The 25,077-nt window shown below is 73.6% G+C and carries 21 protein-coding genes and 1 pseudogene; 3 read left to right on the top strand and 19 right to left on the bottom strand.

The annotated features are described in order from the left end of the window. Positions 1-47: 47 nt before the first annotated feature. The 12 genes from ACFV9T_RS30030 to mshA form a co-directional block, all read right to left on the bottom strand. On the bottom strand, positions 48-992 hold the full coding sequence (locus tag ACFV9T_RS30030; RefSeq protein ID WP_385445576.1) for a hypothetical protein: 945 nt from the start codon (positions 990-992) through the stop codon (positions 48-50). Further along, positions 989-1,606 carry a flavoprotein gene (locus ACFV9T_RS30025; RefSeq protein WP_385445575.1) on the bottom strand — a complete coding sequence of 206 codons (618 nt, stop codon included), beginning with the start codon at positions 1,604-1,606 and terminating at the stop codon, positions 989-991. The genes ACFV9T_RS30030 and ACFV9T_RS30025 overlap by 4 nt, the downstream gene beginning before the upstream one ends. Then, on the bottom strand, positions 1,603-3,054 hold the full coding sequence (locus ACFV9T_RS30020) for a M16 family metallopeptidase (protein ID WP_385445574.1): 1,452 nt from the start codon (positions 3,052-3,054) through the stop codon (positions 1,603-1,605). The genes ACFV9T_RS30025 and ACFV9T_RS30020 overlap by 4 nt, the downstream gene beginning before the upstream one ends. Further along, a complete protein-coding gene (locus tag ACFV9T_RS30015; protein WP_385445573.1) occupies positions 3,051-4,337 on the bottom strand; it encodes a M16 family metallopeptidase in 1,287 nt (428 codons plus the stop codon). Before ACFV9T_RS30015 ends, ACFV9T_RS30020 begins: the two co-directional genes overlap by 4 nt. Before the next feature lie 114 nt (positions 4,338-4,451). After that, the gene (locus tag ACFV9T_RS30010) at positions 4,452-4,601 is read right to left on the bottom strand and encodes an LxmA leader domain family RiPP (RefSeq protein ID WP_385445572.1); all 150 of its coding nucleotides are present in this window, start codon (positions 4,599-4,601) and stop codon (positions 4,452-4,454) included. Between the two features lie 75 nt (positions 4,602-4,676). Then, on the bottom strand, positions 4,677-5,678 hold the full coding sequence (locus tag ACFV9T_RS30005; RefSeq protein WP_385445571.1) for a T3SS effector HopA1 family protein: 1,002 nt from the start codon (positions 5,676-5,678) through the stop codon (positions 4,677-4,679). A gap of 1 nt (position 5,679) precedes the next feature. Further along, on the bottom strand, positions 5,680-6,738 hold the full coding sequence (gene lxmK, locus ACFV9T_RS30000) for a class V lanthionine synthetase subunit LxmK (RefSeq protein ID WP_385445570.1): 1,059 nt from the start codon (positions 6,736-6,738) through the stop codon (positions 5,680-5,682). A gap of 70 nt (positions 6,739-6,808) precedes the next feature. Continuing rightward, positions 6,809-8,485, bottom strand: coding sequence for a DUF6297 family protein (locus ACFV9T_RS29995; RefSeq protein WP_385445569.1), 1,677 nt, complete (start codon positions 8,483-8,485; stop codon positions 6,809-6,811). After that, positions 8,482-9,174, bottom strand: coding sequence for an ATP-binding cassette domain-containing protein (locus ACFV9T_RS29990; protein ID WP_385445632.1), 693 nt, complete (start codon positions 9,172-9,174; stop codon positions 8,482-8,484). Before ACFV9T_RS29990 ends, ACFV9T_RS29995 begins: the two co-directional genes overlap by 4 nt. 8 nt (positions 9,175-9,182) lie before the next feature. After that, positions 9,183-9,974 carry a class I SAM-dependent methyltransferase gene (locus tag ACFV9T_RS29985; protein WP_385445568.1) on the bottom strand — a complete coding sequence of 264 codons (792 nt, stop codon included), beginning with the start codon at positions 9,972-9,974 and terminating at the stop codon, positions 9,183-9,185. Between the two features lie 125 nt (positions 9,975-10,099). Next, positions 10,100-10,612: a YbjN domain-containing protein gene (locus tag ACFV9T_RS29980; RefSeq protein ID WP_385445567.1), complete on the bottom strand. Its 513-nt coding sequence runs from the start codon at positions 10,610-10,612 to the stop codon at positions 10,100-10,102. A 53-nt stretch (positions 10,613-10,665) separates the two neighbouring features. Continuing rightward, on the bottom strand, positions 10,666-12,027 hold the full coding sequence (mshA, locus tag ACFV9T_RS29975) for a D-inositol-3-phosphate glycosyltransferase (protein ID WP_385445566.1): 1,362 nt from the start codon (positions 12,025-12,027) through the stop codon (positions 10,666-10,668). 180 nt (positions 12,028-12,207) lie between these two features. On the opposite strand from mshA, the gene ACFV9T_RS29970 reads away from it, so the two are divergent. Beyond that, entirely contained in the window at positions 12,208-13,020 is an 813-nt protein-coding gene (locus ACFV9T_RS29970) for a class I SAM-dependent methyltransferase (RefSeq protein ID WP_385445565.1), read from the top strand. A gap of 19 nt (positions 13,021-13,039) precedes the next feature. Here the strand turns inward: ACFV9T_RS29970 and ACFV9T_RS29965 are convergent, their stop codons facing one another. Continuing rightward, complete coding sequence (locus tag ACFV9T_RS29965; RefSeq protein ID WP_385445564.1) at positions 13,040-13,909, bottom strand: helix-turn-helix transcriptional regulator; 870 nt, start codon at positions 13,907-13,909, stop codon at positions 13,040-13,042. Between the two features lie 129 nt (positions 13,910-14,038). Here ACFV9T_RS29965 and ACFV9T_RS29960 point away from each other — a divergent pair, with 129 nt between their 5' ends. Further along, positions 14,039-15,067, top strand: a complete 1,029-nt coding sequence (locus ACFV9T_RS29960; protein WP_385445563.1) for an aldo/keto reductase — start codon at positions 14,039-14,041, stop codon at positions 15,065-15,067. A gap of 558 nt (positions 15,068-15,625) precedes the next feature. On the opposite strand, the gene ACFV9T_RS29955 is transcribed toward ACFV9T_RS29960, so the two are convergent. The 5 genes and pseudogenes from ACFV9T_RS29955 to mshD all read right to left on the bottom strand — a co-directional run bounded on the left by ACFV9T_RS29955 (position 15,626) and on the right by mshD (position 21,267). Next, positions 15,626-16,069 (bottom strand): NUDIX hydrolase, encoded by a 444-nt coding sequence (locus ACFV9T_RS29955; RefSeq protein ID WP_385445562.1) that lies wholly within the window; start codon positions 16,067-16,069, stop codon positions 15,626-15,628. A 33-nt stretch (positions 16,070-16,102) separates the two neighbouring features. Next, positions 16,103-17,257, bottom strand: a complete 1,155-nt coding sequence (locus tag ACFV9T_RS29950) for a CHAD domain-containing protein (RefSeq protein ID WP_385445631.1) — start codon at positions 17,255-17,257, stop codon at positions 16,103-16,105. Positions 17,258-17,371: 114 nt separating this feature from the next. After that, a pseudogene (locus ACFV9T_RS29945) lies at positions 17,372-17,740 on the bottom strand (CHAD domain-containing protein); the annotation flags it as partial. 106 nt (positions 17,741-17,846) lie between these two features. Continuing rightward, a complete protein-coding gene (locus ACFV9T_RS29940; protein WP_385445561.1) occupies positions 17,847-20,096 on the bottom strand; it encodes an RNA degradosome polyphosphate kinase in 2,250 nt (749 codons plus the stop codon). Between the two features lie 238 nt (positions 20,097-20,334). Next, positions 20,335-21,267 carry a mycothiol synthase gene (mshD, locus tag ACFV9T_RS29935; RefSeq protein ID WP_385445560.1) on the bottom strand — a complete coding sequence of 311 codons (933 nt, stop codon included), beginning with the start codon at positions 21,265-21,267 and terminating at the stop codon, positions 20,335-20,337. 178 nt (positions 21,268-21,445) lie between these two features. Here mshD and ACFV9T_RS29930 point away from each other — a divergent pair, with 178 nt between their 5' ends. Next, positions 21,446-23,278, top strand: coding sequence for a bifunctional metallophosphatase/5'-nucleotidase (locus ACFV9T_RS29930; protein ID WP_385445559.1), 1,833 nt, complete (start codon positions 21,446-21,448; stop codon positions 23,276-23,278). Positions 23,279-23,339: 61 nt separating this feature from the next. On the opposite strand, the gene ACFV9T_RS29925 is transcribed toward ACFV9T_RS29930, so the two are convergent. After that, positions 23,340-24,515, bottom strand: coding sequence for a macrolide family glycosyltransferase (locus ACFV9T_RS29925; RefSeq protein ID WP_385445558.1), 1,176 nt, complete (start codon positions 24,513-24,515; stop codon positions 23,340-23,342). Positions 24,516-25,077 lie beyond the last annotated feature (562 nt).

Genomic DNA, 25,077 nt, shown 5'->3' with positions numbered 1-25,077 from the left:
ACGGGTGCGGAAGGGGGTGGGAGGGCGTGAGAGGGGCGGAGAGCCGGTCAGGGGCGTTCCGTCGCGAGGCCCGTCGACACCAGCGCCGGTCGCCCTTCCCCGTCCACCAGGTCCGCCAGCGCCTCCACGTACGCGCCGACGCCCGGGTTCCAGCCCACATACGTGGCGAAGTCGACCACGTGCGCGAGACGCCTGAGCGTGGCGACCCGGCCCAGAAGGGCGAGGTCCGGCGCGTCGTCGCGCGCTTCCAGCAGGGCCGCCGCCATCGCGTCGAAGGGCGGCAGCTCCGTCCGCCGCTCGGCCGGAACGTGACGGCGCCCGATGTCCGCCATCTCGGCCAGCTCACCGATGAGCCAGCCCGGGTCGAACTCCCACGGCCCCAGGGACAGCGTCTCCCCCGTCAGCAGCACGGCGCCGGGCCCCGCACCAGCCCCGTCCGGCACCGGCACGATCAGGCCGAGCGACGGCTCACCGTGCAGCAGCACCGGCCGCCGGTGCGGTTCGGTCAGCTCCCGGCACCACTCGCGCAGCACGTCCAGGCGTGACGCACCCAGCCGGGAAGCACACAGCGCGTGCAGCCGGGCCGAACCTTCCCCGTCTCCGCCCTCCCGCAGCCAGTGGACCAGGCGCGACAGGGCCGGGGGCGCTCCCGAGACGCCCGGGAAGGCGGAACGGCTCGCGGCGAGATCGCGCAGAGCGCGACCGGCGGCGCGCATGGCGGCCGTGGCCGGTTCCGGTGCTACGGGGCCCTGGCCGGGCGGCCAGACGGTGTGCGCCAGAGACTGGTCGGCGGGAGCGAGGTAGTCGACGGTGTGCCCGCTCCGGGTGCCGAGCAGCACGTACGGGCCCACCTCGGGTGCGGCAGGAGCAGCGTCCGGAACGGGGCCCGCCACCAGCCGCTCCCTGCTCCACAGGAAGCGGCCGTCCTCCCGCGACGTGATGCGGGTACGCAGCTGCCGGGTGCCGTACTCGCGGGCGGGCTCCTCACTCACTCGGCCGTGCCCTCCAGCTCCGCCCGCTTCCGTTCCAGGCGCTCCAACACCACCGGCAGCGGCGGTGGCGCGGCGCCGTCCTCCCGCCCGGTGGTGACGCTGCGTCCCGGCACGGGCGGGACAACCGTCACGCTCCCGCGGGTCTCCAGCGTCGCCAGATGCCCCTGGTACGCCTCGCTGTCCTGACCGCCCGGCGGCAGCGCCGGGGCGATGGCGACGGGCGCGCGGGTGCACTGGAGGGCGAGGGTCACGGGCGTGTCCGTGATGCCCAGGGCGAAGCGGCTGACGAAATTCATGGTCGCCGGGTACACCGCCACCGCGTCGGCCCACTCGGCGAGTTCGACGTGGAGCGCCCCCGGCTGCGGCCCGTCGGGCCATGCGTCGAGCAGCACCTCACCTCCTCCGATGGCGGTGAGCGCGGCACGGGAGACGAAGCGCTCGGCGCTCCGGGTGATCACCGTCCGTACGTCGAGCGCGGGGTACGAGGCGCGCAGCCAGGTGGCCCACGTCGGCAGCAGGGCGACGTGCACCGCTCCGGTGCAGACGAGCAGCAGCCGGTCGGCGCCGAAGCGCGGTATGGCGACCGGGGCGGGGCCGGTGGAGCCGACGGTCACAGCTCTTCTCCCTCAGGGGCGGGGGTACGAGGCGTCGGGCGGTATCCGAAGGGGGCCAGGGGGCGGGACAGGGCATCCACGTCACCCACGACCACGCCGTGCGACGGACCGGCGCCAAAGATCTCCGCCGCGACGGCCGCGACATCGGCCGGGGTGACCTCCAGCAGGGCGCGCGGATAGCTCTCGATCCAGTCGAGGTCGATTCCCCAGCAGCTCAGCGAGGAGATGAGGTTGGCGAGGTCCGACTGGGACGCGGTCGCCATGAGGAGCGAGCCGCTGAGGAAGCGTCGCGCGCCGTCGACCTCGCGCTCGTCCGGAGGTTCGGTGATCAGGCGCCGCATGGCCGCCTCGGTCCGGGCGACCACCTGCTCGGCGGCGGCGGTGGCGCAGACGGCCTCCACCACGATCGACATCTCGCCGAGGGTCCGTTCGAAGCGCGACTGGGCGTGGTACGTGAGCCCTTCCCGTTCCCTGATGTCCGTCACGAGCCGGGACGAGAAGTACCCGCCGAACACCGCGTTCGCCACCGCCTGCGCGGGGTAGCGGGGGTCCTGCGGGCCGAGGGCGGGCAGCGACATCGCGATATGCGCCTGCACCGCGTCGGGCCGGTGGACGAGGGCCCGGCGGCCGCGCTCCGGACGGTCCTCCCGGACGGGAGGACGGGGTGGTGCGGCCGGGCGGCCGGACCAGTCCGCGAGCGCCCGCTGTACGGCGTCGGCGGCGGCCTCGCCCTCGGTGTCACCCTCGATGTCCCCCACGATCAGCACATCGGCCCGGTCCGGGACCAGGATCCGTTCATGCGCCTCGCGTACGTCCTGTGCGGTGAGCCGGTGCACCACGTCGGCGGACGGCAGTTCATCGAAACAGCCCAGCCGCCCGTACCGGCCCTGGTTGAGCGCACGCAGGACGGTCCGGCGCGGCTGGGCCCGGAGGATCCCGGCCGCCTCGGCGATCCGCCGCACTTCCTGCCGTACCCGCTCCTCCGCGTAGTGCGGACGGCGCAGCCGCTCGGCGAGCAGGCCGAGCAGCGCGGGCATCTCGGCCGCCTCGCAGTGGCCCGCCAGGATCAGCCACTCCGTGGTGCGCGCGGTCTGGAACCGGCCGGTGGCGAGTGCCGTGTCCCAGGAGACCTCCCGGTCCCCCAGCCGCGCCGTCCCCGCGAAGAGGACGGCGGACAGCAGCTCGGCCAGCGCCGTCTCCTCGGGGCCGGAGGCCACGAAGGGGAGCTGGACCCGCACCTCGACCGTCGACGCGCCGGAGACGGGGACGGTGACGATTCTGGGTCCCCCGCGCGGACGCCGTTCGACGGTCCGGGGGAAGGACAGCGCGTCAGGGGCCCCGAACGGCGGGAGCGGCCGAGGGCCCCCGCCGCCGTCCGCTATCTCCTCCGCCCGCCGGTAGGCGCCGGACGGCATCAGCATCGGCGGCCACGGCGCGGTCTCCGTCATACCAGGGCCTTTCCGGGACGTACGGTGAGCAGCGCCGGAGCGCTCCCGGCCAGGTCCGCCGCCGCGCCCCGGATCGCTTCGGGAGCGAGCGCCCGCAGCCGCTCGGGGACGGTGTCCACGAGCGCGGGGTCGTCGTGCAGCAGCTGATACGCGCCGAGCGCCCGGGTACGGGCGAGCAGGTTGTCGTGGGTACGGCGCCACCGCGCGGCGAGTCGGCCCGTCGCGTCCGCCAGTTCGCTCCGTGGCGTGCCGTCGGCGGCCAGGGCGTCCAGCGCGCCGCGCGTCAGGACCGGGAGCAGTTGGTGCGAACGCTCGGGATGGCGCGCGGTGATCACGAACGTATCGGGGTCCCTGGCGTCGAACGGACCGAAGAAGCCGCACTGCGCGGCGACCGCGGTGAGCCGGGCTCCCGCCGCGTGGGCGCGGTGCCGCAGGCCCAGCGGGCCGTCTCCGGCCAGGACGTGTGCCAGCACCATGTGGGACAGATATCCGTCCCGGCCTGGGTCCGTGGCGGCGCCGGGGAGCCGGTGGCCCAGCGCGGTGGCGGGCAGCGGAGCGTGCCGGTCGGTGTGTTCGTGGTGGACGGTCTCCGCCGGACGCGGCTCCGCGAGGTCCTGGGGAGCGGCCGCCGGGCGCGGCGGTATGTCGCCGAAGTGACGGGCCACCAGGGCGCGGGTGTGCTCGGGGTCGATGGCTCCGGCGATCGTGAGCACCGCGTTGCACGGGGTGTAGTAGGCGTCGAAGAAGGCGGCGCAGTCGTCCGCGGTGGCCTGGCCGAGGTCGCTGAACTCGCCGTATCCGTTGTGGGCGTTGGAGAACTTCCGGTAGAGCGCCGCGGGCAGGACCGTCCAGGGAAAGCCGCCATAGGGACGGTCGTGCACATGGAGCCGGATCTCCTCCTTGACCACCGCTGTCTGGGTGGCCAGCGCCTCCTCGGTGAAGCGCGGGGCGCGCATGCGGTCCGCTTCGAGGAACAGCAGCCGCTCCAGGGCCGAGGCCGGGGCGATCTGGTAGTACTCCGTGTAGTCCTGCCGCGTCGAGGCATTGGCCGCGCCGCCGGAACTCTGCACGATGCGGATATGTTCCGAGCGCGCCACATTCGCGCTGCCCTGGAACATCAAGTGCTCAAAGAGATGGGCGAAACCACCGCGGCCCGCCGGTTCCGAACGGAATCCGACACCATAATGCACGCTGACGGCCGTGAGCGGGGTGAGCGGCCGATGGCAGAGAACGACCCGTAGCCCATTGGGCAAGTCGTAGCGGAAAAACGCGTCCGATGACATGTGCGGTAATTCGTCCCAGCGGTGCACGGGGTAAGAGAAACCTTCCCGGGCCGGGCTCCGGAATTCCCGGCCCGGGAGGATACCGATGCCTGGATCGGCGTCAGTGCGCCTGGATCAGCAGCTGAGGCCAGCCGTGAGGGTGACGCAGATCTCCGACGAGGTCACCGTGGTCGTGATGGCCGGTGCGTCGGTCGACTCCGAGGCGTTCAGCTCCTCGGGCGTGGTGTAGGCCGCGTAACCCTCGATCAGCTCTGCAGACTCCATGATTTCCCCTCGTTAGAAATGCACGCCTGAGAGCCGCTCAACTCAGCGAGCGGGCGGCTCCCCTGACGGAATTAATTAGATCATCCCTTGATCATTTGCGCCAGCCACATTCGGAAATCCCGGAGAGTCCACATTGCGGTACACGGCGGCCGGGTCCACGTTGGCCTCTTTCAGTCGACGCACCAGGAATGCGTCGGGGTTCTCCGCCGCGTTCTCCGCCGCGTCGAACAGCGCGTCCACGACGGCGGCGGCACGGTGCTGGCCGAAGCTCATCCCCTGGCGGCCCGGGCGTTCGTCCCGTGGCTCCCAGGCGATGGCCACGCCCGGTGCGAGGTTCTTCGCGAACGAGGAGGCCAGACCGGACCGTCCGGCCTTCGCTGGCTGCCGTACCGCCGCCACCAGACCGGGGAGGACGCCCCTGGCTCCGTGGCCGAGGTACACCACCAGGCCGTCCCGGCGCGGGAAGAGCCGCGGTGAGGACGTCACCTTGGCCCGGTAGCGCACGGCGGCGTCTTCGAGGTGCCGCAGCGTCGCGCCCCACAGCCGTTCGGCCTCGTCGGGGTCGTCGAGGTGGAGGTAGACCCGCAGCACCGGGCCGGGCTCGACCGTTCCGCGCGAGCCGTCCACCAGGAAGAACCCGGGCGACAGACCGGGCCGGGCGGCGGGCAGCCGCACCGTGCCGTCGTCGGCGTACGCGACGTCGTCCGGCAGCCGTAGCCGGATGCCCCGCACGACGGCGATACGGGAGTCCTTGGTGCCGTCGTCCCCGGGCCGGTACGGGACGGCGCGCACGGGAGTGGTGGTGTGCGGTGTGCGCGCGGCCAGCCGCTCCTCAAGGCGGGCGTCGCGGAACGAGCGCGGGCGCTCCTCCTCGAACACATGGCCCACATGGAACGTCTCGTAGACGGCGCCGATGAGTTCTTGGCGAAGCCGTCGGCCGGTGTCCGCGCTCAGCGACCGGCCCGCGACGTCCGCGCGCAGACCGTCCGGTGACAGGGTCACCGCGTCGAGGACGGCGGCCAGGCCCGGGTCCGTGCCCGTGTCCGGTGCGCTCTCGGTGGAGACGGTGTCGGTCATGTCAGTCCTCCAGTCCGAGAGTGGCCGCGAACCTGGCGGGCCGCAGGACGGCGGTCCGGCCGATTCCGGCGGCGGCGCGGTCAAGGGCCGTCAGTTTGGGGCGCTGCTCCGCCGCCGCGAACATCCGGTCCACCAGATGCCAGCCCGCGAACGCCGTGGCCCGCGCCGGGAGTCCGGGGTCGACGGCCCCGGACTCCTCCCGGTAGCCCTTCCAGAAGGCGACGTTCCTGGTCCGCAGCCGCTCCAGCTCCCGCACGCCCCGCTCCACCACATCGCGGTGGGACAGTTGCGGGGCCGGACCCGCGATGGCCGGGTCCTGGGACGGGATGTCCAGCACGGCCCGGTGCAGCCACTCCCCGACGAAGCCGCCGATGTCCCGGGCCGGGTCGGCGGCGGGCCGGAACTCCTCCCAGTCGCACAGATGAAGCGCGTCCCCTTGCCGGAGGAACTGATCGAGCCGCAGATCGCAGTGGGCCGGACGGTGTTCGGCCGCGGCTTCCTCCCGGCGCAGCTCCCGCAGTCCCGCGATCAGCTCGGCGTCGTTCTGCAGCAGCCCCCACGCTTCGAGGGAGGCTCCGCTGGCCTGGGTGTGGTACGTGAGGGGCAGCGCCTCGAAGAAGTCCAGCGGCGGCAGCAGCGGCTGGTCCTCCATGGTCAGGGGCAGGGGCAGGGGCAGGGCGTGCAGGGCGCCCACGGCCCGGCCCGCCAGGTGGGCGAGGTCGTCGTCGAACGCCTCCTCCTTGGCCAGGTCGGAACCGGACCGCGCGTCCCTCAGCCACGCGAAGACGACGATCAGCCCATCCTCGTCCCAGCCCAGACAGGGCGGCGCCGTGAGCGGCCCGCTCACGGGGGCGTGCCGCTCGAACCGCACCAGCCTGCGGAACCGCGCGACCGCGTCGGGCTGCGCGGGATCGAGGCGTTTGACGAACACCGGCTGGCCGGTGCTCGTCACCCCCACGCGATTGTCATTACGACCGGCCCGGGACGCGCCGTCACCGGCGTCCTCCAGTACCCCCAGCCCCAGCCGCCGCAGAAGCGGATCCGGATCCCATTCCGGCATGCTCGACCAACCCCCGTAGATCTTCTGATGTCTCAACTCGCCGGTGGCCGCGTCGTCGGGCCACCGGTTCTCAGCCCGCGTACAGCCGGTGGGCCGTCCTGCGAACCCACCACACGCCCGCGGCGGCGACCAGCAGTGGCCACCCGAGCTGCAGCGGGTGGAGGGCGCCGCTGTGGGTGGTCCGCACCAGCACCGGGGCCGTCAGCACCAGGGCGGCGAGCGGCCCCCGCAGGTACCAGACGGCGGCCTGCATCGCCCCCGTGTTGCCCATCGGGGTCTCGGACCCGATCAGGATGTGCAGTGGGACGGTCCCCCGGTACGAGCTGACCAGCGCCGCCGCCACCAGCGCCGGGGCGCAGACGACGAGCAGCACGAGCCCGGGCCGGTACCAGCCGCCGAGCGCGGCGGCCACGCCGCCCACGGCCGTTCCGGCGAGCAGCAGGAGGCCGGGCACGAGCGCGTGCCACAGGGCGAGGGACCGGGCCGGGTAGGGCAGGTTCGCGGACCGGCGGACATCATCGCTCTCCCGCCGCGCGGGCTCGGTCAGCTGGGCCGCGGCGAGGTAGCCCGCCAGCAGCGCCCCGACGGCGGCGACGGCCTGGGCCTTCCCCCGCAGCGCGGGGGCCATGGCGGTCAGCGCCACGGCGGTGGCGGTCCACAGCGCGGCCCAGCCCAGCCGCCCGGGGGTGCGCAGCAGCCCGGTCGCGTCACGCCAGGGGACGACGAGCCAGCGGCGGCGCGGCATCGGCAGCCGCAGAGCGGGACGCGAACCGCGCTCCCGCAGCGCCGGGAGCCCCGCCTTCGCCTGCCGCAGGTCCAGTGCGAACAGTGACGCGCCGAGCTGCGAGGCCACGGTGGCCCGCAGCCTCAGGGCCCGCTCCGGGATGGCCGCCGCTTCCCGGCGCGCGTACAGCAGCGCCACGACGACGAAGACGGCTGACAGCGCGGCGGCCACCGCCCAGCCCGGGGCCGGTCCGCCCGCGGCCTGTACGAGTGGCTGCGCGGCCCACCCCCACGGCCCCGACCACAGGAATACGGCGCCGAGCCACGAGGGGTACCGCCCCTGAGCCGCCGACACCGCCGCGACAGCGGCCAGGAGAGCGACGGCCACTCCGGCCGCCCCGAAGATCCGGGCACCGTGGCGCGCCATCAGCCGGTCCCGGCGCTCCACGGCGGCACCCGCCGCGGTGCCGGTCAGCGCGGCCACCGCCCCGGCCCACGCCCCGGCCCCGGTCGCCACGGGCCAGGAGCCCGCGCCCGAGGCGTACACCAGGAAGCCGAGGACACCGCCCGCGACCGCCCCCGCCGCCCCCGCCACCAGGGCGGACGACATCAGCCGGGGCAGCAGCAGAGGCGCGCGCGACAACGGCGCGGGCAGCAGCCACGAGACGGTCGGCAGGTCGAGGAGTACCGGCCCGCGCCAGACGGCGCCGCGCGCCATCAGCAGCACGATCAGCGCCACCACGATGGGTGCGGTCAGGGGCAGGCTGGTCAGGACGTGCGTGGCGAGGGCGCCGTGGTGCCCGCCCGCGCGGCCGACCCGTGCGGCCGAGATGAGCAGGGGTATCCCCCAGGCCGCCCCGACCAGGGCGATGGCATAGAGCGTGAACGCCCCGCTCTTGCGCTTCTCCCGCCGGTGGTCGCTGCGCAGGGCGCGCAGGTAGGCCAGCGTCTCGGCGGAGGTGTCGTCACCTTCCCGCCCCTCCGCCGCGTCGGCGGTCGTCGTCCGCGTCGGCCCGGGGCTCATCGGGAGCCGCGTTCCGACGGCTGGTCCGGCGGTGCGGTGACCGGCACTCCGCCGTCGAGCGTGAGCACCCGGTCGGCGACCTCGGCCAGCGCACCGTGGTGCGTGGCCAGCAGGACGGCGGTGCCACGGTCCCGGTGGCCGGCCAGCCGCGCGGCCAGCTCCTGCCGCGCGTGGGCGTCAAGACGCTGTTCGGGTTCGTCCAGGACGAGCAGGTCATGGGGGCGTACGAAGGCGGCCGCCAGCAGCAGCGCCTGGGTCTGCCCCGACGACAGCGCCGAGGGCACCACGTCTCCGTGCCCGTCGAGGCGGTGGTCCTCCAGCACCGCCTGGACCGCGTCCTCGGCCTCGTCGCCGAGCCCGTGGGCGAGCGCCACCAGCATCAGGTGCTCGCGCACGGTCAGATCGGGGTAGTGCGCGCCGGGGTCCATCACCGTGGCGACGCGGGCACGCGTCACGGCGTCGTCCTCGTCGATCGGCACACCGTCGAACAGCACCTCACCCGAGGTCGGCCGTTCCCGCCCGGCGGCCAGCCGCAGCAGGGTCGACTTGCCCGAACCGTTGTCCCCCATGAGCACCACGCACTCCCCGGGTGCGACGTCCAGGGTGACCGAACGCAGCACCTCCCGGTCCCCGTAGGAGCGGCTGACGTCGGCCAGCCGCAGGAGCGCGGCATCGGTCTGCTCCGCCATGCGCGCGGTCACACGGATCCGTGCCGGTCGCCCGGGCCACCGGGCGCGTCGGTCCCGGCCGCCTCGTCCCCGGCCGCCTCGTACACCGATACGTGGCGCTGGCTCTGCGGGCCGTACGGCTCGCCCTTCCAGCCGCCGAAACGGTCCACCAGGCGCAGCCCGGCCAGCCGGGCCATCATGTCGATCTCGGACGGCCACGCGTACCGGATGAGTTCCTGGGTCGGGCGCGGCTCGCCGCCGTCCACCACCGTGTGAATGACCAGGATCAGCTGCCGGTCACGCATCACATGGGTGCTGTCGATCATGACCGACCGGGGGGAGAGGTAGCGCGTGCTGGTCTTCTCCCCCTCCTGCTGGTGGTACGGGAGGGGGTCGAAGGCCTCGATGACCACCCGGCCGCCCTCGGCCAGCTGCTCGCGCATCCGGCGCAGGCACTCGACCTGCTGATCGGCCGAGGTCGGCGCGAAGAAGGTGTTGAGCGCGATGAAGACGGTGTCGTACGTCTCACCGGTGGTGATCGCGGTGAAGTCGCCCGCGGTGGTGACGACCTTCCCGTCCGCGTCCCGGTCCGCGAGCTTGGCGAGCATCTGCTCGGAACCGTCGATGCCGTGAACGGTCAGGCCCCGCTCCGCGAGGGGGAGCGCGATGCGGCCGTTCCCCACCCCGAGTTCCAGTACCCGCCCCGAGTCGGGGCTGAGCTTCGCGATGAAGTCGACGGTGTCGGCTATATCGGGCGACGCGATCGGGTACATCAGGTCGTACACATCGGCCAAAGCGTCGTACGTGACGCGCGAATCCATGGTGCCTCTTCCCCCGGCGACGGACAGGTCGTTCATGATCGACGCTACAACGCCCAGGTCAGCGGGTGCACAGCGGGCATGCCGTCAGGAGCCGGGGCAGCCGGGCGAGTTGAGGCGGAGCCACCCTACTCGGGGGCGACGTCGCGGGTCAGGCTGGTGAATGCTTCGAGGTTGCGGGTGGATTCGCCGCGCGACGTCCGCCAGGCGTACTCCTTGCGGATGGCGGTCGCGAAGCCCATCTCCAGCAGGGTGTTGAAGCTGCCGTCCGCGTTCTCCAGCACCGTGCCCAGCAGGCGGTCCAGCTCCTCCGGGGTGACGGAGGCGAGCGGGAGGCGGCCGACCAGGTAGATGTCGCCGAGCTGGTCGATCGCGTAACTCACCCCGTACAGGCGGGTGTTGCGCTCCAGCAGCCAGCGGTGCACGGCCTCGTGGTTCTCGTCCGGGTGGCGGACGACGAAGGCGTTGATCGAGAGCGAGTGGCGGCCGACCCGCAGCGAGCAGGTCGTCGACAGCTTGCGGGTGCCGGGGAGCTTGACGACGTACGTGCCCGCCTCCGGGCTCTCCCACTCCAGCTCGGCGTCGTTCAGCGTCCGCTCGATGACGGTGTGGGAGTCGGCCTGGGAGGTGGTGTCAGCCATGAGCCGATCGTAGGTGACGCCGGTCCCGCATCGCGTCTGTGCGGACCACAGTGTCAGCCATGGGCCGATCGAAGGCCTCGCCGGTCCCGCATCGCGTCCGCGTACACCTCCGCCGTGGCCGCCGCGGCCGTGTCCCAGCCGAAGGACTGGGCGTGGCGGGCGGCGGCCGCGCCCATCCGGGTCGCCCGGCCCGGGTCGTCCGCGAAGGGGCGCAGGGCGCGGGCGTAGTCGGCGGGGTTGTGGCCGTCGACCAGGGTGCCGCTGACGCCGTCCCGTACCGCCACCGGAAGGCCGCCCACGGAGGCCGCGACGACCGGGGTGCCGCAGGCCTGGGCCTCGACCGCGACCAGGCCGAACGATTCGCTGTACGACGGCATCACCAGCACCGAGGCCGCCCGGTACCAGTCCGCCAGCTGGTCCTGCGCGACCGGCGGCTGGAAGCGGACGACATCGCCGATGCCCAGGCGCGCCGCGAGCTTGTGCAGCCGCTCGGGCTTCGCGAGGCCGGTGCCGCTCGGGCCGCCCACCACGGGGACGACGATCCGCTCGCGCAGCGACGGCTGCTCCTCCAGGAGGTGGGCGACCGCGTGCAGCAGGATGTCCGGGGCCTTGAGCGGCTGTATGCGGCCCGCGAAGAGGGGTATCAGCGCGTCGGGCGGCAGCCCGAGCCGGGCCCGGGCGGCGGCGCGGCCGTCGGCGGGGCGGAACCGGTCCAGGTTCACCCCGGGGTGGACGACGGCGGTCAGGTCGCGGTCCGCCTCGTAGTGGCGCACCAGCTCCTCCGCCTCCTCGGCGGTGTTCGCGATCAGCCGGTCGGCGGCGCTGACGATCTGCTGCTCGCCGATGACGCGGGCGGCCGGTTCGGGGGTGTCGCCGGTGGCGAGGGCGGCGTTCTTGACCTTGGCCATGGTGTGCATGGCGTGCACCAGCGGCACTCCCCACCGCTCGGCGGCCAGCCAGCCGACGTGGCCGGAGAGCCAGTAGTGGGAGTGGACGAGGTCGTAGTAGCCGGGCCGGTGCCCGGCCCACGCCTGCATCACCCCGTGGGTGAACGCGCACAGCTGCGCAGGCAGCTCCTCCTTGGCCAGCCCCTCGTACGGGCCCGCGTCCACATGCCGTACGAGCACGCCGGGCGTCAGCTCGACGGTCGGGGGGAGGGTGCCGGTGGTGGCCCGCGTGAAGATCTCCACCTCGATGTCGATGGCGGCGAGGCGGCGGGCCAGCTCGACGATGTACACGTTCATCCCGCCCGCGTCGCCGGTGCCCGGCTGGTGCAGCGGCGAGGTGTGCACGCTGAGCATCGCGATGCGGCGCGGACGCCGTGGGATGCGCCGAAGACGCTGGTGGGGCGGGCCGCCGAAGGGCGTATGGGCGCGGCCACGCAGGCCGCCGAGCCGGGACGCGTACTGGCTCACCGCGCGATACCTCCTTCTTCGGGGCGAGCTTCCCCTGCCAGCCGTCAACACCGGAAGACTTCGTTCCATTTCCGTTTTGCCAAAGTGTGACCGTTCGAGGGCATCCGAAGGCGCTTCGGGGGCGTCCGGAGGCGGCGGTGCGCGCCGGAACCCGCCCACGCACCGCCTAGGCTGCTGCCCATGTATGCCCGCGTGCCGCCGCCGATCCGCCCCATCGGATCGGCCACGCGCGGGACCACCAACCCCAACCGGCTGCGCCGCATGGACCGCTGGATCGCCGCCGCCCACGGGGCCGTGCTGCGGCGCGCCGAGACGGCGGTGGCCGTCGACCTCGGCTACGGGGCCGCGCCCTGGACCGCCGTGGAACTGCTCCAGCGGCTGCGCACCGTGCGGCCCGCCGCCCGCGTGGTCGGCGTGGAGATCGACCCGGCGCGGGTCGCCGCCGCGCGGCCGTACGAGCGGGACGGGCTCGCCTTCGCGCACGGCGGGTTCGAGGTGCCCCTGCCGGGCGGCGTGCGGCCCGTGCTCATACGGGCGGCCAACGTGCTGCGCCAGTACGACGAGGACGAGGTCGCCGACGTCTGGCGACGGCTGTGCGCGCGGCTGGCGCCGGACGGCGTGCTGGTGGAGGGCACCTGCGACGAGGTCGGGCGGCGGCACGTCTGGGTCGCGCTCGGCCCGGCGGGCCCCCGTACGGTGACCTTCGCCGCCCGGCTCGGTTCCCTGGACCGCCCCTCCGACCTGGCCGAACGGCTCCCGAAGGCGCTCATCCACCGCAATGTGCCCGGCGAGCCGGTGCACGCCTTCCTCCGCGACTTCGACCGCGCCTGGGCCTCGGCCGCCCCGTACGCGGCGCTCAGCGCCCGGCAGCGCTGGATCCGCAGCGCCCAGGCACTCCACGCGGCGGGCTGGCCCCTGACGGACGGCCCCCGGCGGTGGCGCCAGGGCGAGATCACGCTCCGCTGGGAGGCACTGGCCCCGCGCGGCACGTGATCGCACGCGCGTGGGTGCGTTACGCCGAGGCCCCCGCAGCGGTCTCCGCGGCCAGGATCGCCGCCAGGGCGTGTAGGGCCGTCTCGCTCGCCGAGCCCTTCTCCGCCGTGTACGTGCACAGCACCTGGCCCGGGTCGGCGGGCAGTACGAGGGCCTCGAACGTCACCACCAGGTCCCCCACCTCCGGGTGCCGGTACCACTTCGTACCGCGCATCCGCTCCTGCACCGCCTGCGCCTCCCAGCGCTGCCGGAACTCCTCACTCCGCTCCCGTAGCTCCTGGACGACCCGGCACAGCCGCGCGTTGCCCGGGGTGCGGCCGATCTCGGCGCGCAGGCTGGCCACCGTGTCGTCGGCGACCTCGGGCCAGTTCGGGTGCAGCTCCCGGGTGCGGGGGTCGAGGAAGATCAGCAAGGCGCCGTTGCGCTCGTCCTCCGCCAGCTCGCCGAAGTCGAGGCCGATGCGGCCGCCGAGCCGGTTCCAGGCCAGGACGTCCATGCCGGGGCCGAAGACGAAGGCCGGAGCCGTACCGGCGTCCAGCGCCTCCAGCAGCCGCAGGATCTCCGGCCGCACGCGCGGGCGCGGGTCAGGGGGCGTGCTGCCGTGCCGCCTCGGCAGGGTGATGTTGCGCAGATACGTGTGCTCTGACGGGGTCATCCGCAGCGCCCGCGCCAGGCCGTCCACGACGGAGTCCGAGACGGCGGGGGCCCGGCCCTGTTCGATGCGGGTGTAGTAGTCGACGCTGATCCCGGCCCGCTGCGCGACCTCCTCGCGGCGCAGGCCCCGCACCCGGCGCCGGACGACGCCCTCCGGCAGCCCCACCTCGGCCGGGTCGAGCGCGGCGCGCCGCGCCTTGAGGAACGCCTTGATCTCCGGTTCGGAATCGCCCATCGGTCCATTATCCCGGGGGTCTCCCCCGGGTGGTTCCGGCAGACCCAGGTTGGGTCGGGCCTGGTCCGGTACTCGTCACGACCGGAGGCTGTGTCCAGTCGCTCCGGACCACCCAGCGGAAGGACCCCCATGAAGCGCAGGATTCTCGGCGGCACCGGCATCTCGGTCAGCGAATACGCCCTGGGCGCGATGATGTTCGGCGCCATCGGCAACCGGGACCACGACGACTCGGTACGGATCATCCACCGCGCCCTCGACGCGGGCATCAACTTCGTCGACACCGCCGACATCTACTCGCAGGGCGAGTCGGAGGAGATCGTCGGCAAGGCCCTCAAGGGCCGCCGCGAGGACGTCGTCCTGGCGACCAAGGCCCATGGCTCCATGGGCGACGACGACAACCACAGCGGGAACTCGCGCCGCTGGATCACCCGCGAGATCGAGAACAGCCTGCGCCGCCTCGGCACGGACTACATCGACCTCTACCAGATCCACCGCCCCGACCCGACGACCGATATCGACGAGACGCTGTCCGTCCTGTCGGACCTGGTCCGGGCGGGCAAGGTGCTGGCCGTCGGCTCGTCCACCTACCCGGCGGAGCAGATCGTCGAGGCCCAGTGGGTGTCGGAGCGGCGCGGGCACGTGCGGTTCCGCACCGAGCAGCCGCCGTACTCGATCCTCGCGCGGAGCGTGGAGGCGGCGGTGCTGCCGACCGCGCGGAAGTACGGCATGGGCGTGCTGAGCTGGGGCCCGCTCTCGGCGGGCTGGCTCTCGGGGCGCTATACGAAGGCGTCCGACATCGATCTGGCGGGCGGCAGCCGGGCGGCGATGGAGCAGTTCAAGTTCGACCCGTCACGGCCGGAGAACGCCCGCAAGCTGGAGGCCGTCGGCGAACTGAGCAAACTGGCGTCGGACGCCGGGCTGTCGCTGCCGCACCTGGCGGTGGCGTTCGTACGGGCGCACCCCGCCATCACGTCGGTGATCATCGGGCCGCGCACGATGGAGCAGCTGGAGGATCTGCTCGCCGGGGCCGAGGCGGAGCTGAGCGCGGACGTCCTGGACCGGATCGACGAGATCGTGCCGCCGGGCACCGACCTCAACCGGGCGGACAGCTACTACGTCCCGCCGTCGCTGGCCGACAAGACGCTGCGCCGCCGCTGACCGGGAGATGTCCCCCACCCCGCCCCTTCCCGAAACTAGGGGCACAGCCCCCGGCCCCCCGGCCGCCGCGCGCAGCCGGGGAAGCCAGAGCGGGTGGACGTGCGCGTCCGCGAGGGTGCGGTCGTGCGGGTGGCTGCCCACCCCTGAGCGCCCCCGATCGCCGGAGGCCCGGCGGGGCCAGGGGCCCGGAGGCCCAGCGGGCCCAGAGGCCCGGAGGCCCGGAGGCCCGGCAGGGCCAGGGGCCCGGAGGCCCGGCGGGCCCAGGGGCCCGGAGGCCCGGCAGGGCCAGGGGCCCGGAGGCCCGGCAGGGCCAGGGGCCCGGAGGCCCGGCAGGGCCAGGGGCCCGGAGGCCCGGAGGCCCAGCGGGCCCGGAGGCCCGGAGGCCCAGCGGGGCCAGGGGTCCGGAGGCCCAGCGGGGCCAGGGGCCCGGAGGTCCGGCGGGGCCGGGGGGCCGGGGGCCTGCCCCCGGTTTCGGGAAGGGGCGGGGTGGGGTGAGACAGCCAGCGGGCCATCGTGGGCGGCGGGCTCGGGGGTTCAGGGCCGCGCGGCCCTGACCGGTCAGGGGGCGTTCAGGGTGGTGAGGAGGGCGTCTATCAGGGTGCGGTCGTGGTCGTAGGTGAGGCGGGTGCGCGCCGCGGCCGGGGGCAGCCAGAGCAGCCGGTCGACCTCCCGGTTCGGCACGAACACCTCGTCGGGGACCGCCTCGGCGGCCCAGTAGCGGACCTCCTTCGGGAGGCCCCTGGCGACGTAGCGCTGGGTGGGCAGCTCCGCGCCGGGCGTACAGCCCATCCCGGTCTCCTCCACCACCTCGCGCACCGCGCCCCGCAGCGCGTCCTCGCCACGCTTGAGCTTGCCCTTCGGGTGCGACCAGTCGTCGTAGCGGGGCCGGTGGACGAGGGCGATCTCCAGCCCGTCCCCCCGCCTGCCCCTCGGCGTGTGGCGCCAGAGCACACAGCCCGCCGCCAGCACGGTGGTCGTCTCGTCGTCCCGGGAATCGCTCATCAGCCCCGTCTCGCCTCCCCTGGCCGTCCGTCGTCAGGAAGCCTGGCCCACGACCCGCCGCCATATCCGGCCGAACGCGAACCGGGCCGCCTCCACCTCGTGCCGCTGGTCCGCGTGCAGCACGCCGAGCGCGTACGCCGTCGCCGGGGCGATCCGCGGCGTACGGGCCGCCGCCGCTGCCGCCGCTGCCGCCTCGGCGGCGTCGCGGTGCCGCTCCAGCGCCTGCCCGGCGGCCAGCAGCCGGGTGGCGGTGGACGGCTCCGCGTCCGTCCCCGGCAGCTCTCCCAGCACCTCCAGCGCGTAACGCCGCATCCGCACCAGCCGCCGCACCTGATGCCACGGCGCGTCCTGCCGGTCGCTCGCGGGCGGCGAGTCGGCGGCGGGCGTCGCGGCGAGCCCGTGGACCAGCGCCTCCGCGTTGTACGGGTGCCCGGCACGGCCCAGCGGAAGCGCCTCCACCGCCTCCAGCAGCCGCCGGTTCGCCAGCTCGGCGAGCGGCGGCAGCACCTGCTCGGCGGGGCGCGCGGCGGTCGCCTCGTCGAGCGGCACCTCGGAGGCGAGGAGCGCGACGGTGTCGGCGACGGCGTGGAAGCGGGACGAGCCGAGGGCCTGGAGCGCGGCGGTGTGCGCGCGGGTCTTGGCCAGGGTGAGCTGACGTTCCAGCAGTGCCCCGGCGCGCGCGGCCCCCACGGTCAGCGCCCCGCCCCGGGCCTCCTCCGGGTCCCCGGCCCGCTGGTGCGCCGCCGTACGTTCCTCCCCGGCGCCGCCGCCCCGGGCGCGCCGGGCGGTACGGCCCGTACGGCCGGAGGCACCCGCATCGCCGCTCGTCCGCGCCGCCGGGCCCGTCCCCTCCTCGTTCCCGGCAGGCTCCGCGTCCCGTACGGCGTACGCGTCCCGTGCGGCGTGCGCACCCGGTGCGTCCGGGCGCTCCGCCGAGGGGGCGCCGCCCCACTCCTCGTACGGGCGGCGCGGCGCCTCCGCGTCCTGGTCCTGGGCACGGCCGCCCGAGGCCTCGTCCGGCGCCGGGGCGCCGCGATTCGCGCGGGGCGACGGGTCCGGGGCGCCGGTGGCCAGGGAGACGCTGCGGCGGGCGGTACGGGAGGAACGAGGGGCGGCGGCATCGACCCCCGCCGTGACCCCGCCGCGCCCGGTGCGGGCCGCGAGTGTGGTGGACCCGGAGGCCCCCACAGCCTCCGGATCCACGCCGGCGGCCGCCGGTTCCCCGGGCGCCGCGTCCCCTGGCGGCGTCCGGTCCGGCGGTCCCCCCGCGCCCGAGAGCCGGTGCAGGGCGTCGCGCAGCCGGGCGAGCCGCCCGGCGTACGCGTGCTCCAGCGCCAGCGTCCCCGACAGCCACGCCAGCTCGGCGCGCAGCTCGTCGGACCAGGCCGTGTCGGTGATCGGGCGGTAGACGGAGAGCGCCCCACTGATCCGGCGCGCGGCCCGGCGCAGCAGGCGGGCGGCCTCGGCCGCCTCCTCGACATCGGCGCCGCTCTCGCCGTGCAGCCGCAGGCTGCGCAGGAAGTCCCCGGCCTGGGTGTGCAGATAGGCCGACAGCACCTCCCCCGCGCTGGCGGGAGCACCGGTGGCGATCTCGTTCGCGGCACCAGTGGCGGGTTCCGGCGCCGTCGCCACGGGCGACTCCGTCGCCCGGTCCGCCGCGTGCTTCGTCATGTCGAACCCCCCGTCGTACCCCCCGGGACCCACGGCTGCTGCGGCGGCGGTGCGGGGCGGGGTGCCGGGTGCCCCACCGCCCCCGGTAATCCCGACCAGCGGCAGGTCATGTCGTCGAACCACGCCGTCGCCTCCGGGCGTCTATGAGCATCTCCTGTACGTTCCGCAGCGGCGCTCCGTCCGCGTCCGTCGCATGCCGGGTCCAGCCGCCGTCCGGGCCCAGGTGCCAGGAGGAGGTGGAGTCGGACATGCCGGTCTCCAGCAGGCGGGTGAGCGAGGCGCGGTGGCCGGAGTCGGTGACCCGCACCAGCGCCTCGATCCGGCGGTCCAGATTGCGGTGCATCATGTCCGCGCTGCCGAGCCACACCTCCGGCTCGCCCCCGTTCCCGAACGCGAAGACGCGCGAGTGCTCCAGGAACCGGCCCAGTATGGAGCGGACCCGGATGTTCTCCGACAGCCCCTCGACACCCGGCCGCAGCGCGCAGATGCCGCGCACCCAGATGTCGACCGGCACCCCGGCCTGCGACGCCCGGTAGAGGGCGTCGATGACGGCCTCGTCCACCATCGAGTTGACCTTGATCCGCACGAAGGCGGGCCGCCCGGCCCGGTGGTGGGTGATCTCCTTGCTGATGCGGGAGACGAGCCCGTCGCGCAGCGACCTGGGGGCGACCAGCAGCCGCCGGTAGTTCTCGCGCCGCGAGTAGCCGCTGAGCCGGTTGAACAGGTCGGAGAGGTCCGCGCCGACCTTGGCGTCGGCGGTGAGCAGCCCCAGGTCCTCGTACAGCCGGGCCGTCTTGGGGTGGTAGTTGCCGGTGCCGACGTGCGCGTAGCGGCGCAGCGTGTCGCCCTCCTGGCGGACCACCAGCGACAGCTTGCAGTGGGTCTTCAGCCCGACCAGGCCGTAGACCACATGGCACCCGGCCTCCTCCAGCTTGCGCGCCCACTTGATGTTGGCGTGCTCGTCGAACCGGGCCTTGATCTCGACCAGCACCAGCACCTGCTTGCCGGACTCGGCGGCGTCGATGAGCGCGTCGACGATCGGCGACTTGCCCGACGTCCGGTAGAGCGTCTGCTTGATCGCGAGGACGTCCGGGTCGGCGGCGGCCTGCTCCAGGAACGCCTGCACCGAGGTCGAGAACGAGTCGTACGGGTGGTGCAGCAGCACATCGCGCTCGCGCAGCGCGGCGAAGATGTCGGGTGCGGAGGCGGACTCCACCTCGGCCAGGTCGCGGTGGGTGCCCGCCACGTACTTCGGGTACTTCAGCTCGGACCGGTCGGAGGCGGCTATCGCGAACAGCGCGGTGAGGTCGAGCAGGCCGGGCAGCGGGTACACCTCGGCGTCGGAGACCTTCAGCTCGCGGACCAGCAGATCGAGGACGTACGGGTCGATCGACTCCTCGACCTCCAGCCGCACCGGGGGCCCGAAGCGGCGCCGCAGCAGCTCCTTCTCCAGGGCCTGGAGGAGGTTCTCCGTGTCGTCCTCCTCGACCTCCAGGTCCTCGTTGCGGGTCACCCGGAACATGTGGTGCGCGAGCACCTCCATGCCGGGGAACAGCTCCTCCAGATGCGCCGCGATCACGTCCTCCAGCGGCACATACCGGTGCGGGGAGGCCTCCAGGAACCGGGAGAGCAGCGGCGGAACCTTCACCCGCGCGAAGTGATCGTGCCCGCTGACCGGGTTGCGGACCACCACGGCGAGGTTCAGCGACAGCCCCGAGATATAGGGGAACGGATGCGCCGGGTCCACCGCGAGCGGGGTCAGCACCGGGAAGATCTGCTGGCGGAAGAGGGTGAAGAGGCGGGACTGCTCCTTCTCCGTCAGGTCCGCCCAGCGGATCAGATGGATGCCCTCCTCGGCGAGCGCCGGGGCCACGTCCTGCTGGTAGCAGGCGGCGTGCCGGGCCATGAGCTCGCGGGACCGGGTCCAGATCAGCTCCAGCACCTCGCGGGGCTGCAGCCCGGAGGCGGAGCGGGTGGCCACACCGGTCGCGATGCGCCGCTTGAGCCCGGCGACCCGCACCATGAAGAACTCGTCCAGGTTGCTGGCGAAGATCGCGAGGAAGTTCGCCCGCTCCAGCAGCGGGGTCGCCGGGTCCTCGGCCAGCTCCAGCACCCGCTCGTTGAACGCCAGCCAGCTGCGCTCACGGTCCAGGAACCGGTTGTGGGGCAGCTCGGTGCCCTCCTGGTCCGCGCCGCCGTCCTCCTCCTCGTAGGTGTCCGGATCGGAGTCGAGATCGGGATCCAGCGCCCGGACGGGAGGGGCGACGACCGCGTGCGGACGGTGCGCCGCGATGGACCCGACCGACGGCTGGGGCTGGGGGACGTTGACCGGTGCCTGACCGCTGGACTCGTTCATGACCTCATTGTTCCGCGCCGCGACGGAACGCGGCGTGGCGGAAGGCGGCGCGGGAGCGGCACGGAGCCTCCGGTTCGAGGGATCGGGCACAGCGGGCTGCATTCAGTGATGCTTGCAACCGAGATTGAACCGTCGGTAACGGAGACATGGCGCTTAGGAAATCGGGACTCGACCCGCAGGAGTCCCGACCGCCCCTCCCGGATCCCCTCTGACTCCCTTACCCCCTGACTCCCTGCCCTCAGGTTTCGGTTCGATACATCAGATCCGTCTCATGCGTGACAAAGCCGATCCGGTCGTAGACGGACACGGCGGCGAAATTGTCCGCGTCGACGTAGAGCATCGCGGTCGGCAGCCCCTGCGCGGCCAGATGCCGGAGCCCGATCGCGGTCAGCGCCCGGCCGAGGCCGCCGCCCTGCGCGTCCGGCCGCACCCCCACCACGTACACCTCGCCGAGCCGCTCCTCGGCGTGCGTCTTCGTCCAGTGGAAGCCGACGATCTCGCCCGCGCGCTCGGCCAGGAAGAACCCGGCCGGGTCGAACCACGCCTCGCCCTTGCGGTCGTCCAGGTCGCGCTGGGTCAGCGAGCCCTGCTCGGGGTGGTGGGCGAAGGCGGCGGCGTTCGCGGCCAGCCAGGCCGCGTCGTCCTCGCCGGGCCGGAAGGTCCGTACGGTCACGCCCTCCGGAAGCGTGGGCTCCGGGATGCCCAGCTCGTCCGGCGCCCCCAGCGGCCGCCGCATCTGCCGCAGCTCGCGGAAGAGCGTCAGCCCCAGCACCTGCGCCAGATGGCGCGCCGAGGCGTGGCCGCCGTGCGCCCACACCCGCAGCCGCTTGCCGGACTCCTTCAGCAGCGTCACGCCCAGCGCCCGGCCGTGCCCCCGGCCCCGGTGCGCCGGACGCACCACCAGCTCGGCGGCCGGGGCCTCCACCGGGTCGGTGTCCTCCAGCTGCGCGTAGCCGACCAGCTCCCCGCTCGGCTCGCGCAGCACCAGATGCCGCACCCCCTCCCGGCGCCCCCGCAGCTGCAACCGCCCCTGCTCGGACACCGCCTGCTGGCCGTCGGCGTGCGCCGACTCGGCGATCAGCCGCAGCACGTCCTCCACCACGGCGGGCGCCAGCTCGTCCAGCACCTCGATCCGGCGGGCACCGGCCGTCTCGTTCACCACGTCATCCATGGGACCGAGCCTACGACCGCCCCCTTCCCCGGCAAGCCGCCGGACTCCCTGGCTCCGGGACGGGTCACCCGGTTGACCACCGGCAACCAGCTCGTAACCTCCATCCCCCTGCCCCGCTACGCGCGTTGACCGTAAGCTGCCGCCCACCAAACACCCACGGGGCACACAAGGGGACGACATGTCAGCGAGACTTGGGCGGCGCGGTGCGGCACGCCGGTTGGCCACGGGAGCCGCGGTGCTGGCCGCCGCGGCCGGGGTGCTGTCCACCGCGATCCCGGCGGGGGCCGACGCCAAGGGCGCCCAGGGGGCAGGGGCCGAGCGGCACCGGCCCGCCCGCACCGTCGACGTACAGCTGCTGTCCTTCAACGACCTGCACGGCAACCTGGAGCCCCCGCAGGGCTCCTCCGGCACCGTCACCGAAGCCCAGCCGGACGGCACCACCAAGACCATCCCGGCGGGCGGCGCCGAATACCTCGCCACCGCGCTCCGCCAGGCCCGCAAGGGCCACGAGTACTCCGTCACCGCCGCCGGCGGCGACATGATCGGCGCGAGCCCGCTGATGTCCGGCCTCTTCCACGACGAGCCGACCATCGAAGCGCTCAACAAGCTCGACCTCGACGTGACCTCCGTCGGCAACCACGAATTCGACGAGGGCCGCGCCGAGCTGACCCGTATGCAGAAGGGCGGCTGCCACCCCAAGGAGGGCTGCTACGAGAAGGGCAAGACCTTCCGTGGCGCCGACTTCCCCTACCTGGCCGCCAACGTCACCGACGAGAAGACCGGCAAGCCCGTCCTCAAGCCGTACACCGTCTGGCGCCACAAGGGCGTGAAGGTCGGCTTCATCGGCGTCACCCTGGAGGGCACGCCCGACATCGTCACCGCCGAGGGCGTCAAGGGCCTGAAGTTCCACGACGAGGTCCGGACGATCAACAAGTACGCCAAGGAACTGCAGCGCAAGGGCGTGAAGTCGATCGTCGCCCTCATCCACGAGGGCGGACTGCCCGCCTCCGCCGCGTACAACGCCGACTGCGACAACGGCGGTGCGGGCAAGGGCATCTCCGGCCCGGTAGTCGACATCGCCAAGAACATCACCCCGAAGGTCGACGCCCTGGTCACCGGCCACACCCACCAGGCCTACGCGTGCACGATCCCGGACCCCTCGGGCACCCCGCGCACCGTCACCTCCGCCGCCTCCTTCGGCCGCCTCTACACCGACACCACCCTCACCTACGACCGCCGCACGAACGACATCGTGCGCACCACGGTGAAGGGCGCCCACGCGGCGAACCACGTCGTCGACCGCGACCGCCCCAAGGCCGCCGACATGACGTCCCTCATCGGCCGCTGGAACACGCTCGCCGCCCCCATCGCGGGCAAGCCCGTCGGCTACGTCTCCGCCGACATCAACGGCCGTGGCGCCTCGACCTACGAAACCCCGCTCGGCGACGTCATCACCGACGCCCAGCTCGAAGCGCTCGCCCCGGACGACAAGGGCGGCGCCCAGATCGCGCTGATGAACCCGGGCGGCATCCGCTCCGACCTCGCCCACAAGGCGTCCGGCGGCGAGGGCGACGGGGTCGTGACGTACGGCGAGGCGTTCACCGTGCAGCCCTTCACCAACATGATGAACGTCCTCGACCTGACCGGAGCCCAGCTCATCACCGCGCTCCAGCAGCAGGTCAGCGGCTCCAACGAGGCCTCCCCCAAGATCCTTCAGGTCTCGAAGGGGCTCACCTACACCCTCGATCTGACCAAGTCGGGCAAGGACCGGATCGTCTCCGACACGGTGAAGCTGAACGGTGAGCCCATCGACCCGGCCAAGACCTACCGCGTCGCGATGAACGAATTCCTCGCGGGCGGCGGCGACGGCTTCCCCGCCTTCAAGGACGGCAAGAACAAGCTCGTCGGCGCCTCCGACCTGGAGGCCCTGACGGCCTACCTGGGGGCGCACTCGTCGGCGTCCACGCCCCTGGACCCGCCGAAGGCGGACCGCATCACCATCGTGAAGTAGGAGGCGCACCTGCGGCCCGGCCCGGCTGACGGGCCGGGCCGCAGGCATGTCCGGGGCCGGATCAGACGAGCATCTCCTCGATCAGATCAGCGGCCCGCGCCGTCCCGCCCTCGGCCCGCACCTGGTCCCGCAGCTCGGCCGCCCGCCGGGCCACCGCCTCGTCCGTGGTGAGGTCGAGCAGCGCGGTGCGCAGCACCTCGGCGGTCGCGTCCGCCGTGTCGACGCGGCGGGCCACGCCGAGTTCGACGAGCCGGTCGGCGTTCATCGGCTGCTCGGCCCCCTGCGGTACGGCGATCATGGGCAGCCCGCAGTACAGGCCCTCACCGCTGCCGCCCATCCCCGCGTGGGTGAGGAACGCGTCGGCCTGCTCCAGGATCGACAGCTGCGGCACCCACCGGTGGACCTCGACGCCTGCCGGGATGGGCCCCAGCTCCGCCGGGTCGACGTACTTCCCGATCTGCAGCACCACATGCCACCCGGGCAGCTCGCCGAAGGCGGCCAGGCACGCCCGGTAGAAGCCGGGCTGCCGGGTGTAGGCCGAGCCCAGGGAGACCAGCAGCACCTTCTCCGCGCCTGCGGGACGCTCCCACCGGCCCTGGTCGGCGCGGTCGCCGAGGCAGGGCCCGACGAACGTCACCACGTCCTCGTCCACCCGGTCGGCGTTCGGCTGCATGGCCCGGGGGATCACCGCGACCGCCCGCCCGGGCGGACCGCAGAAGGCCTGCACATCGGTGGTCACCGCCCCGCAACCGGCCAGCCACGCGGCGAACTTCGCCTGGTACGCGTCGGCCCCCGGCAGCGCCATGAGGTGCGCCGCGACCTCCTGTTCGTAGCCCTCCCAGGCGACGAACGACGGCGAGATCTGCACCGCCGGGCGCCCCTGCGCCTCGGCGAGGGCCCGCCCGGCGTACCCGCCGATGTCGTACAGATAGAGGTCGGCGGGGTCGTCGTCGTACGCGGCGCGCAATTGCGGCAGCGCCTGGATCGCGTCGTCCAGGAAGACGGTCATCGCGGCGATGGGGTCCTCGGGCCAGTCGTTGTCGGCGACGGGCAGAGTCGATTCGTAACGCACCAATGCGGCGCCGGTCGGCTCGATGACGTCCGCCAGGTACGAGTCATTGGCGTACGTCACGCGATGACCGCGCGCCACCAGTTCCCGGATGACTTCAAGGCCGGGCAGGGTGTGACTGATGGCGGGAATGCCGACCATCGCGATATGGGCACGGCGACGGGACATGAGAGATCACTCGATTCAGGTCTGCGGCGAATGGGACACGACGGCCCGGCGCAGCGGCATCTCACCGGTGCGCTGGAGGGAGCGGCGTGTCAGCCGTAGATCTGAAGAAACGAGTCCATGCGCGCACCGTACCCGGGCGGCGCACCCCACCGCGCCCCTTTTTCCGCCCTCCGCGAGCGGGTTCAGCCCGCCATCAGCGCCCGCTCAGCGCGCGGCCTTAGGGTCACCCCTGCGACGGGCCGCCCGTTCTCCCCCCTCTCCCGGCGGGCCGTCGCCCTCACACCCCGCTCCCCGCCCGGTCCCGGGAAATGCCCCGGACCATTCCTTTCGCGCATCCGCACCTTTCAGGACTGAATGCGACGGCATTTCGCCACGGCCCCGCGAACAGAAGGCCCGCAGGCGCGCCAGAACGGCTCAGGATGGCCCACAGCGGCCCGGAAGGCCGCCGGACAGCGAAAGGGGCCGCTGGACCGTTCGAAACGGGCCCGCCGGCCCTCAGCCGCTCCCCAGGGGGCGCGCCGGGGTGGGGGGGGAGGTGGGGGGCAGCGCCGGGGGCGGACAC

Origin of the sequence: Streptomyces sp. NPDC059850 (assembly GCF_042731515.1) — a bacterium.
In the GTDB taxonomy this organism is placed as follows: Bacteria; Actinomycetota; Actinomycetes; order Streptomycetales; family Streptomycetaceae; genus Streptomyces.
This window is presented reverse-complemented; position numbering and strand designations above follow the sequence as displayed.